Source organism: Pseudomonas sp. BIGb0176, assembly GCF_024810175.1.
GTDB lineage: Bacteria > Pseudomonadota > Gammaproteobacteria > Pseudomonadales > Pseudomonadaceae > Aquipseudomonas > Aquipseudomonas protegens.
Genome location: NZ_JANUEC010000001.1, coordinates 2351525 through 2363847, shown reverse-complemented (window position 1 = coordinate 2363847; position 12323 = coordinate 2351525). Strand labels below are relative to the sequence as shown.

Genomic DNA, 12323 nt, shown 5'->3' with positions numbered 1-12323 from the left:
CCCTGGACGTGAGCTTCCTGCCGACCCCGGTGGCCGAGTACGCCTTCAGCCAGGAGCAGGGCCACCCGAGCCTGCGCACCCTGCTGATCGGCGGCGACCGCCTGCGCCAGTTCAGCCACGACCAGGGCTTTGCCCTGATCAACAACTACGGCCCCACCGAAGCCACGGTGGTGGCCAGTTCCGGGCCGATCCACGCCGGTGGCGAGCTGGACATCGGCCGGCCGGTGGCCAACGCGCGCATTTACCTGCTGGATTCCCAGCAGCGCCCGGTGCCCATCGGCGTCGCCGGTGAGCTGTATGTGGGCGGCGCCGGGGTGGCCCGGGGGTACCTCAACCGCCCGCAATTGACCGCCGAACGCTTTCTCGACGATCCCTTCAGCGACCAGCCTGGGGCGCGCATGTACCGCAGCGGCGACCTGGCGCGCTGGCTGGCGGACGGGCGCATCGACTACCTGGGGCGCAACGACGATCAGGTGAAGATCCGCGGCGTGCGCATCGAGCTGGGGGAAATCGAGACCCGTCTTTGCCAGTTCCCCGGTATCCAGGAAGCGGTGCTGCTGGCCCGCGAGGATCAGCCGGGCAACCCGCGGCTGGTGGCCTATTTCACCCAGCAGCAGGATGTCGCCCTGGACGTGGCGCAGTTGCGCGCCCACCTGCTGGCGCAGTTGCCTGACTACATGGTGCCGGTGGCTTATGTACGGCTCGACGCCTTGCCCCTGACCGCCAACGGCAAGCTCGACCGCAAGGCCCTGCCGGCGCCGGATCAGGCGGCGCTGTTTGGCCGTGAATACCAGGCCCCGCAAGGCGCCACCGAAACCACCCTGGCCGCGATCTGGCAGGAGGTGCTGCACCTGCCGCGGGTCGGGCGCCAGGATCACTTTTTCGAGCTGGGCGGCCATTCGCTGCTGGCCATGCGCATGGTGTCCCAGGTACGCCAGCGCCTGGGGGTGGAACTGGCCCTGGGCGAGCTGTTCGCCAATGCCGAGCTGAGCGCGGTGGCCGCGGTGCTGGAGCGCGCCGGGCGCAGCCATCTGCCGGAGATCTTCCCGGCGGTGCAGGATCACGACCTGCCGCTGTCCTTCGCCCAGCAGCGCCTGTGGTTCCTGGCGCAGATGGACGGTGCCGCCAGCGCCTACAACATTCCCATCGGCCTGGGCCTGCGCGGGCAGCTCGATCGCTCGGCGCTGCGCCAGGCGCTGCAGGCCATCGTCAGCCGCCACGCCACCTTGCGCAGCCGTTTCGTGCGCGTCGAGGACCAGCCCCAGGTGCTGATTGGGCCCCTGGACAGCGCTCTGGAACTGCACGAGGAAGACCTGCGCCAGGCGCCGCTGACCCTGGCCGGGCGGGTGCGTGCCGAAGCCGCCCAGGCCTTCGACCTGGAGCAGGGGCCGGTGATCCGCGCGCGCCTGCTGGCCCTGGCGGACGATCACCATGTGCTGCTCCTGACCCTGCACCACATCGTTGCCGATGGCTGGTCCATGGGCGTGCTGACCCGGGAGCTGGTGGCCCTGTACGAGGCCTTCAGCCAGGGCCGGCCCGATCCCTTGGCGCCGCTGGCGGTGCAGTACAGCGACTTTGCCCTGTGGCAACGGCGCTGGCTCAGCGGCGAGGTGCTGCAGCAGCAGAGCGACTACTGGCGCCAGGCCCTGGCCGGCGCGCCCAGCCTGCTGATGCTGCCCACCGACCGGCCGCGGCCGCAGCAGCAGCAGGATTTCAGCGGTGGCAGCATCGAGCTGCTGCTGGACCGGGCCCTGAGCGACCAGCTCAAGGCCCTGAGCCAGCGCCATGGCTGCACCCTCTACATGACCCTGCTGGCCGGCTGGGGGCTGCTGCTGAGCCGCCTTTCGGGGCAGGACGATCTGCTGATCGGCAGCCCGGTGGCCAACCGCATGCGCGCCGAGGTGGAAGGGCTGATCGGGCTCTTCGTCAACACCCTGGCCCTGCGCTTGGACCTGGACCCGGGGCAGAGCGTGAGCGGGCTGCTGGCCCAGGTCCGCGCCCGCAGCCTGGAGGCCCAGGCGCACCAGGACCTGCCGTTCGAGCAGGTGGTGGAAATCGTCCGGCCCCAGCGCAGCCTGTCCCACAGCCCGCTGTTCCAGGTGGTGCTGACCTGGGTCGACAACTTCGCCCAGGACCTGCAACTGGGGGACCTGAAACTCGAAGGTGTGGCCGGGGCCAGCGCGGTGGCCAAGTTCGACCTGACCCTGAGCCTGGGAGAAAGCCAGGGGCAGATCCGCGGAACCCTGGACTACGCCACCGCGCTGTTCGATGAGGCCACGGTGCAGCGCTATGCCGCCTACCTGGTGCAGGTGCTGCGGGCCATGGTGGCCGACGATCAGCAATGCCTGGCCCAGGTGCAGTGGCTGGATGAGACCGAGCGCCGGCAACTGCTGGAGGATTTCAACGCCAGCGCCGTGGACTACCCACGGGGCCGGACCCTGGCCCAGCGCTTCGAGGCCATTGCCGCTCGGCAGCCCGAGGCCACGGCCCTGCAGGTAGGCGCGCAGCGCCTGAGCTATGGCCAGTTGAATGCCCGGGCCAACCAACTGGCCTGGCACTTGCGGGCGCTGGGGGTGGGCCCGGATCAGCGGGTGGCGATCTGCGTCGAGCGCGGGCCGGGGATGGTGATCGGCCTGCTGGGGATTCTCAAGGCCGGTGGCGCCTATGTGCCCATCGACCCGGGTCACCCCGCGGAACGCATCGCCTACCTGCTGCAGGACAGCGCGCCGCTGGCGCTGCTGGTGCAGGGCAGCACCCGGGCCCTGGTGGGCCAACCGGCCATGGTTCGGGTGGACCTCGACCAGCCCGAGTGGCAGGCCCGCCCCGAGGGCAACCTGCAGGTGCCGGGCATGAGCTGCGCGCACCTGGCCTATGTGATCTACACCTCCGGTTCCACCGGCCTGCCCAAGGGCGTGATGGTGGAGCATGCCAGCCTGGAAAACCTGCTGGACTGGCATTGCCAGGCCTTCGACCTGGGGCCGGGGCGACATGCCTCCAGCGTCGCCGGTTTCGGCTTCGACGCCATGGCCTGGGAACTCTGGCCGACGCTCTGCGGCGGCGCCACCCTGCACCTGCCGCCGGCCGGTATCGGCCACCAGGACCTCGACCAACTGCTGCACTGGTGGCAGGCCCAGCCCCTGGACCTGAGCTTTTTGCCGACCCCGGTGGCCGAATACGCCTTCAGCCAGGGCCTGGGCCACCCGACCTTGCGCACCCTGCTGATCGGCGGCGACCGCCTGCGCCAGTTCAGCCAGGAGCCGAGCTTTGCCGTGGTCAACAACTACGGCCCCACCGAAACCACGGTGGTGGCCAGCTCCGGGCGGCTGCTGGCCGGCGGGCCCCTGGACATCGGCCGGCCCATCGCCAATGCACGGATCTACCTGCTGGACCCGCAGCAGCGGCCGGTGCCCATCGGCGTCGCCGGTGAGCTGTATGTGGGCGGCGCCGGGGTGGCCCGGGGCTACCTCAACCGCCCGGAGCTGACGGCCGAACGCTTTCTTGAAGACCCCTTCAGCACCGTGCCGGGCGCACGCATGTACCGCAGCGGCGACCTGGCGCGCTGGCGGGCGGACGGGCGCATCGACTACCTGGGGCGCAACGACGACCAGGTGAAGGTGCGTGGCGTGCGCATCGAGCTGGGGGAGATCGAGACCTGCCTCAACCGCCTTCCGGGCATCCGCGAGGCGGTGCTGCTGGCCCGGGAAGACCAGCCGGGGCAGACCCGGCTGGTGGCCTATTTCAGTGCAACCCCCGGCGCCGAACCGAGCCCGGCCGAGCTGCGCAGGCGCCTGCTGGAGCAACTGCCGGAGTACATGGTGCCGGCGGCCTATGTGCACCTCGCTGCCTTGCCCCTGACCGCCAACGGCAAGCTCGACCGCCGGGCGTTGCCGCAACCGCCGCTGGAGGCGCTGCTGAGCCGGGACTATGTGGCCCCCGAGGGCGACAGCGAGATCGCCCTGGCGCAGATCTGGAGCGAGCTGCTGCAGGTCGAGCGGGTAGGGCGCCACGATCACTTCTTCGAACTGGGCGGCCATTCGCTGCTGGCCATGCGCATGCTGTCCCAGGTGCGGCAGCGCCTGGGGGTGGAGCTGGCCCTGGGCGAGCTGTTCGCCAATGCCGAACTGTGCGCCGTGGCCGCGGCCCTGGCCCGGGCCGAGCGCAGCAGCCTGCCGGACCTGCTGCCGGCGCCGCGCAACCAGCCGCTGGCGCTGTCCTTCGCCCAGCAGCGCCTGTGGTTCCTGGCGCAGATGGAAGGGGCCAACACCGCCTACAACATTCCCATCGGCCTGCGCCTGCGCGGGCCACTGGACGGCGCGGCCCTGCAGCAGGCCCTGGAGCGCATCGTCGCGCGCCATGAAACCCTGCGCAGCCGCTTTGCCCAGTACGGTGACGAAGCCCAGGTGCTGATCGCCCCGGCCGAATCCGGGCTGGAGCTGCTGCTGGAAAACCTGCGGGGCCACCCCCAGGCCAGCGACGCCTTGCAGGCCCTGGTGCAGGGCGAGGCCTCGGCGCCGTTCGACCTGCAACGCGGGCCGCTGATCCGCGGGCGCCTGGTCAGCCTGGCGGACGACCACCATGTGCTGTTGCTGACCCTGCACCATATCGTCAGCGATGGCTGGTCCATGGGCGTGCTGACCCGGGAACTGGTGGCGCTGTACCAGGCCTTCAGTCGTGGCCTGCCCGACCCCCTGGCGCCGCTGGCGGTGCAGTACAGCGACTTTGCCCACTGGCAGCGGCACTGGCTCAGTGGTGCGGTGCTGGAGCAGCAGGCGCAGTACTGGCGCCAGGCCCTGGAGGGGGCGCCGCCGTTACTCATGCTGCCCACCGACCGGCCACGGCCGGCCCAGCAGGACTACGCCGGCAGCAGCGTCGAGGTGCGCCTGGATGCGCAATTGACCGCCGGCCTGCGCGCCCTGAGCCAGCGCCATGGCACCACCTTGTACATGACCCTGATGGGCGCCTGGGCGCTGCTGCTGGGGCGGCTCTCGGGGCAGTCCGAGGTGGTGATCGGCACCCCGGTGGCCAACCGCATGCGCGCCGAGGTGGAAGGGTTGATCGGGCTGTTCGTCAACACCCTGGCCCTGCGCCTGGACCTGGAGGCGGCGCCCCGGGTCCAGGCGCTGCTGGCCCAGGTCCGCGCCCGCACCCTGGAGGCCCAGGCTCACCAGCACCTGCCGTTCGAGCAGGTGGTGGAGATCCTGCGGCCGTTGCGCAGCCTGTCCCACAGCCCGCTGTTCCAGACCCTGTTCACCTGGCAGAACGGCGACGGCCCGCAGCTGGAGCTGGGGGACCTGCAACTGGAGGGCATCCACGAGGCCAGCCACTTCGCCAAGTTCGACCTGTCCCTGAGCCTGGGGGAGGTGCAGGACCGCATCGAAGGCAGCCTGGAATACGCCACGGCGCTGTTCGATGAAACCACCATGCTGCGGTATGCCGGCTACCTGCAGCGGGTGCTGCAGGCCATGGTGGCCGATGAACAGATGCTGCTGGCACAGGTGCCGCTGCTGGATGCCGCCGAGCGCGAACAGCTGCTGCACGGCTTCAATGCCACCGCCCGCGACTACCCCCTGGAACAGACCCTGCACGGGCTGTTCGAGACCCAGGTGCTGCGCAACCCCGAGGCCATCGCCGTGCAGGCCGGCGAGCAGCAGTTGAGTTACCGCGAGCTCAACCAGCAGGCCAACCAGCTGGCCGGGCACCTGCTGCACCTGGGCGTCGGCCCCGACAGCCGGGTGGCGATCTGCGTCGAGCGCGGGCTGCCCATGGTGGTGGGCCTGCTGGGCATCCTCAAGGCCGGCGGCGCCTACGTGCCCATCGACCCGGGCTACCCCGCCGAACGCATTGCCTACATGCTCGACGACAGCGCGCCCCAGGCGCTGCTGGCCGATAGCGCGACCCGGCCGCTGCTGGGCAACCTGGCGCTGCCCCTGGTGGATCTCGACCAGCCGCAATGGCACCGCCAGCCCCGGGTCAACCCGCGGCTCAACGGCCTGACCCCGAGCCACCTGGCCTATGTGATCTACACCTCCGGTTCCACCGGCCGGCCCAAGGGCGCGATGAACGAGCACCGGGCGGTGGTCAACCGCCTGCTGTGGATGCAGGAGCAGTACCGTCTCACTGCCGAGGACGCGGTATTGCAGAAGACCCCGTTCAGTTTCGACGTCTCGGTCTGGGAGTTCTTCTGGCCGTTGTTCACCGGCGCACGGCTGGTGATGGCGCGCCCCGATGGGCACAAGGACCCGGCTTACCTGCGCCAGGTGATCCGTGATGAACGCATCAGCACCTTGCACTTCGTGCCCTCGATGCTCGATGTATTCCTGGCCTATGGCGACACCCGCGAATGCGCCGGCCTGCGCCAGGTGATGTGCAGCGGCGAGGCGCTGCCGGGCAGCCTGGTGCGGCGCTTCAAGCAGCAGTTGCCGCAGGTGGCGCTGCACAACCTCTACGGCCCCACGGAAGCGGCGGTGGACGTCACCGCCTGGGATTGCGCCGGCCCGCTGGCACAGACCCCGGACAACACCCCCATCGGCAAGCCCATCGCCAATACCCGCATCTACCTGCTGGACGGGCAGATGCAGCCGGTGCCCCGGGGCGTGGTGGGCGAGCTGTACATCGGTGGGGTGCAGGTGGCCCGGGGTTACCTGAACCGCGAACAACTGAGCGCCGAACGCTTCCTCAAGGACCCGTTCAGCCAGGAACCGGGCGCGCGCCTGTACCGCACCGGCGACCTGGCCCGCTACCTGGCCGACGGCACTATCGAGTACCTGGGGCGCAACGACGACCAGGTGAAGATCCGTGGCCTGCGCATCGAGCTGGGGGAAATCCAGGCGCGCCTGACCCAGCTGGAAGGGGTCAAGGAAGCGGTGGTGCTGGCCCGGGAAGATGTGCCGGGCGACCAGCGCCTGGTGGCCTACTACACCACCGTTGCCGGGCAGCCGGCCCTGGCGGTGGAACAACTGCGCCGGGCGCTGCTGGAACACCTGCCGGAGTTCATGGTGCCGGCGCTGTTCATGCACCTGGCGGCGCTGCCCCTGAGCCCCAATGGCAAGCTGGAACGCAAGGCCCTGCCGGCCCCGGGGCTGGAGGCGGCCCAGGTGCGCGAATACGAGGCCCCGGTGGGCGACACCGAGATCCTCCTGGCGCAACTCTGGGCCGAACTGCTCAAGGTCGAGCGGGTGGGGCGCCACGACCACTTCTTCGAACTGGGCGGCCATTCGCTGCTGGCGGTGAGCCTGATCGGCCGCATGCGCCGGGCCGGGCTCTCGGCGGATGTGCGGGTGCTGTTCGGCCAGCCGACCCTGGCGGCCCTGGCCGCTGCCGTGGGCCGCGGTCGCGAGGTGCAGGTACCGGCCAACCTGATCTACCGCGACTGCCCGCGCATCACCCCGGACCTGCTGCCGCTGCTGGCACTGGACCAGGCCGCCATCGACCGGGTGGTGGCCACGGTGCCCGGCGGTACCGCCAATGTGCAGGACATCTACCCGCTGGCGCCGTTGCAGGCCGGCATCCTGTTCCACCATCTGGCGGCTGGAGCGGGTGACCCCTACGTGTTGCAGGCGCAGTTCGCCTTTGCCAGCACCGAGCGCCTGCAGGCCTTCGCCCAGGCCTTGCAGGGGGTGATCGAACGCAATGACATCCTGCGCAGCGCGGTGCTCTGGGAAGGCCTGGAGCAGCCGCTGCAAGTGGTCTGGCGCCAGGCGCCGCTGTGCTGCGAAGAGATCGCCCTGGAGCCTGGCGACGGCGAGGTGCTGGGCCAGTTGCAGGCGCGCTTCGACAGCCGTCGCTACCGCCTGGACATCGCCCAGGCGCCGCTGCTGCGCCTGGTGCATGCCGCCGACCCGGTGAACCAGCGAGTGGTGGCCCTGCTGCTGTTCCATCACCTGGTGATGGACCACGTGGCCCTGGAGGTGCTGCAGCACGAACTGCAAGCCTTCCTCCTGGGCCAGCAGCAGCGCCTGGGGGAAGCGGTGCCGTACCGCAACTACGTGGCCCAGGCACGCCTGGGCATCGGCGAGGCCGAGCATGAGGCGTTCTTCCGCCAGATGCTCGGCGATATCGACCAGCCGACCCTGCCGCTGGGCCTGCAGGAGGTACCGGGAGGCAGCGCCGAACTCAGCGAAGCGCGCCAGCCCCTGGACCGCCTGCTGAGCCGGCGCCTGCGCTTGCAGGCGCGGCAACTGGGGGTCAGTGCCGCAAGCCTGATGCACCTGGCCTGGGGCCGGGTGCTGGGCAGCCTGGCGGGGCAGCAGCAGGTGGTGTTCGGCACCGTGCTGCTGGGGCGGATGCAGGGCGGCGAGGGCGCCGAGCGGGCCCTGGGAGTGTTCATCAACACCTTGCCGCTGCGGGTCGATCTGGGCGAGTTGCCGGTGCGCGAGGCCCTGCTGGCCACCCATGAGCGGCTGGCGCAGCTGCTTGGCCACGAACAGGCGCCGCTGGCCCTGGTCCAGCGTTGCAGTGGGGTGGAGCCGGGTACACCGTTGTTCAGCAGCCTGCTCAACTACCGCCACAGTGCCCCGGCGGCAAACCAGGCGGGGCAGGCCGGCAGTGCCTGGGAGGGCATGCAGTTGCTCAATGCCCAGGAGCGCAGCAACTACCCGCTGACCCTGAGCATCGACGACCTGGGGGACGGCTTCATGCTCACCGCCGTGGCCGCCGGGATCGATGCCCGGCGCATCTGCGACTACCTGCACGGCACCCTGGAACAGCTGCTGCTGGCCCTGGAGCAGCAACCGGAACAGGCCATCGGCCAGGTGCCGGTGCTGCCGCAGGCCGAGCGCCGACAGGTACTGGAGGGCTTCAACGCCACGGTGCGCGACTACCCGCGCGAGCAGGCCCTGCACCAGTGTTTCGAGGAGCAGGTGCTGGCCCGGCCGCAGCAGGTGGCGGCGGTGCAGGTCGCCGAACAGCTCAGCTATATCCAGCTCAACACCCGGGCCAACCAGCTGGCCCAGCATCTGCTGCAACTGGGGGTGCAGCCCGGGGATCACGTGGCGCTGCTGCTGCCGCGCTCCCTGGACCTGCTGGTGAGCCAACTGGCGGTGAGCAAGTGCGGCGCCGCCTATGTACCGCTGGACGTCAATGCCCCGGCCGAGCGCCTGGGGTTCATGCTGGCCGACAGCGGGGCGCCGGTGCTGCTCAGCCACAGCGAGCGGGTGCTGGAAGCCGCGGTGCAACGGGTCGACCTGGACCGCCTGCGCTTCGACCGGCTGGCCGGGCACAACCCGAACCTGGCGCTGTCGTCCGAGGCGGTGGCCTACGTCATGTACACCTCCGGTTCCACTGGAGCGCCCAAGGGCGTGCGGGTGCCGCACCGGGCCATCACCCGGCTGGTGATCAACAACGGCTATGCCGATTTCAACCCCGAGGACCGGGTGGCCTTCGCCTCCAACCCGGCCTTCGACGCCAGCACCCTGGAGGTCTGGGGGCCGCTGCTCAACGGTGGCCGGGTCGTGGTGGTGGACCACGCGACATTGCTGGACCCGCACGCCTTCGGCTCGTTGCTGGAACGCACCGGGGTCAGCCTGCTGTTCCTCACCACCAGCCTGTTCAACCAGTACGTGCAACTGATTCCCCAGGCCTTCAAGGGGCTGCGCATGCTGCTCTGTGGCGGCGAACGGGCGGATGCCACGGCCTTCCGGCGGATCCAGGCCGAGCTGCCGCACTTGCGCCTGGTCAACGGCTACGGGCCCACCGAGACCACCACCTTTGCCGTGACCCATGAGCCCGGTGAGCTGGCGGCGGATGCCGACAGCGTGCCCATTGGCCGGCCGCTGTCCAACACCCGGGTGTACGTGCTCGATGCTCTGGGCCAGCCGCTGCCGGTGGGGGTGGTGGGGGAGCTGTACATCGGGGGTGATGGCGTGGCCCTGGGCTACCTCAACCGTCCGGACCTGTCGGCGCAGAAGTTCCTCATCGACCCGTTTCACCAGCAAACCCAGGGTACCGCTGCGCCGGCCCTGATGTACCGCACCGGCGACCTGGGCCGCTGGCTGGAAAATGGTCTTCTGGAATGCATCGGGCGCAATGACGAGCAAGTGAAGATCCGCGGCCTGCGCATCGAACCCGGGGAAATCCAGGCGCAGTTGGCCCGCTTCCCCGGCCTGCGGGACGGCGTGGTCGTGGTGCGTGAAGACAGCCCCGGGGACAAGCGCCTGGTGGCCTACTACACCCTGCACGAGCACACCCCGGCGCCGGATGCCGAGCAACTGCGCAGCCACCTGCAACAGCAGTTGCCGGACTACATGGTGCCCCTGGCCTATGTGCACTTGCAGGCCTTGCCCCTGACCCGCAACGGCAAGCTGGACCGCCGTGCGCTGCCGGCGCCCGGCAGCGCGGCCCAGCTCGCCCAGGCCTATGCCGCGCCCCAGGGCGCGCTGGAGCAGGCCCTGGCCGGGCATTGGGCGGCGGTGCTGAAGCTCGAGCAAGTAGGGCGCCACGACCACTTCTTCGAACAGGGCGGGCATTCGCTCTCGGCCATCCAGTTGCTCAACCGCCTGCAACAGGCGGCGTTCGACGTGACCCTGGCGGAGCTGTTCCAGCACGCCACGGTGGCGGCCATGGCGCGCCTGTTGAGCGAGCGCACGGCCGCGCCGCGCTCCACCGAGCTGATCCCGGTGCGCACCGGCGGCAGTGGCCCGGCGCTGTTCCTGGTCCATGAGTTCACCGGGCTGGACGTGTATTTCCCGGCCCTGGGCCAGCACCTGGACGGCGATTTCCCGATCTACGGCCTGCCCGGCGTGGCGGTCGGCGAGCCGCAGTTGCGCACCCTGGAATGCCTGGCCACACGCTTGCTTGACGTGATGCGCAAGGCCCAGCCGCAGGGGCCATATCGCCTGGCCGGCTGGTCCTTCGGTGGGGTCCTGGCCTATGAGATCGCCCAGCAGTTGCTGGGCCTGGACCAGGAGGTGGAGTTCCTCGGCCTGATCGACAGCTACGTGCCGCGCCTGACCGACCAGGGCAAGGCTCGCTGGTCTGGCGAGCACGCGCACAAGCGCCACCTGCTGTTGCAGTGCCGCGCCTACTGGAGCGCCCAGGGCGCGGCCGGGGTGCAGCCCCTGGCGCACCTGGAACAACTGGAGGCGCTGCTGGAGCCACTGGACTTTGCCGACCTGCTGCAACGCTGCCGCGACCAGGGGCTGCTGTTCGAGCAACTGGCCACGGCGCCGCCGCAAGCGCTCGGTCATTACCTGGACCGCGAGGTCGCCCACGGCCATGCCCTGGCCCATTACCGGGTCCATCCCCTGGGCATGCCGGTGCATCTGTTCTGCGCCGCCGAACGGCCCACCGAGCTGTCCCGGCGCAGCCCGACCCTGGGCTGGGGCGAGATCCTGCCGGCGGGCGAACTGCACTGCATCAGCGTGCCCGGGGACCACCTGAGCATGATGAAGGCGCCGCATATCCAGGCCCTGGGGCACGCCCTGGGCCAGGCCCTGGCGGCGGCCAGGGCCAAGGGCGCGGTGAGCGCTGCGCCGCACCAGCCCTTGCTGCGGATCCAGAGCGGGCGCCCCGGGCACACGCCGATCTTCTGCGTGCCCGGGGCCGGTGACAGCATCACCGGCTTTATCGGCCTGAGCGAGGCCCTGGGGGCCGAATGGCCGATCCTCGGCCTGCAGGCCCGGGGCCTGGACGGCTGCGGGGTGCCCCATGGCCAGGTCGAAGTGGCAGCCCGGCATTACCTGGAGGCCATCACCGCCGAGTACCCCGACGGGCCGCTGCACCTGATCGGCCATTCCTTCGGCGGCTGGGTGGCATTCGAGATGGCCGGGGCCCTGCAGGCCGCCGGTCGCGAAGTGGTGTCGCTGACCCTGATCGACAGTGAGGCCCCCGGAGGCAATGGCGCGCTAGGGCGGCCCTATACCACCACCGCGGCGCTGTGGCGCTTGATCGAATCCATGCAACTGGCTGCAGGCCAGGACATGGGCATCGACCCCGAGCGCTTCGCCGCCGAGGACGACGGCATGCAGATGCACCTGCTGCATGCCGGCATGGTACGGGTCGGGCTGTTGTCCCCGCGCGCCGACCCGCGGGCCATGCACGGCCCGGCGCGAACCTTCGCCAGCGCCCTGCGCACCCGCTACCAGCCTCGGCGCCCGTACCAGGGCAAGGTGCGCCTGGTGCTGGCGGATGACCCGAGCCTGGACGCCGCCGGCAACCGCCGGGAGCAGCAGGGGATGGTCCAGGGCTGGCGCCGGCAGGCTGCGCACCTGCAGGTGTGGTACGGCCCGGGCAACCACTTCAGCCTGCTCAAGGCGCCCAACGTCTACCACCTGGCGGCCTGGTGGCATGACGGCCTGGCGCTGCCCCAGGGGGAGGTCATGTCATAG

1 protein-coding gene (cut by a window edge) is annotated in these 12323 nt (G+C 70.3%); it reads left to right on the top strand.

The features are described 5' to 3' along the window. A protein-coding gene (gene ofaC, locus M2395_RS10285) for an orfamide A non-ribosomal peptide synthetase OfaC (RefSeq protein ID WP_123430354.1) crosses the window boundary here: on the top strand, positions 1–12323 show its 3' portion. Its footprint begins 2386 nt before the window's first position; the window shows 12323 of its 14709 coding nt (coding positions 2387–14709); its start codon lies off the left edge, out of view; its stop codon occupies positions 12321–12323.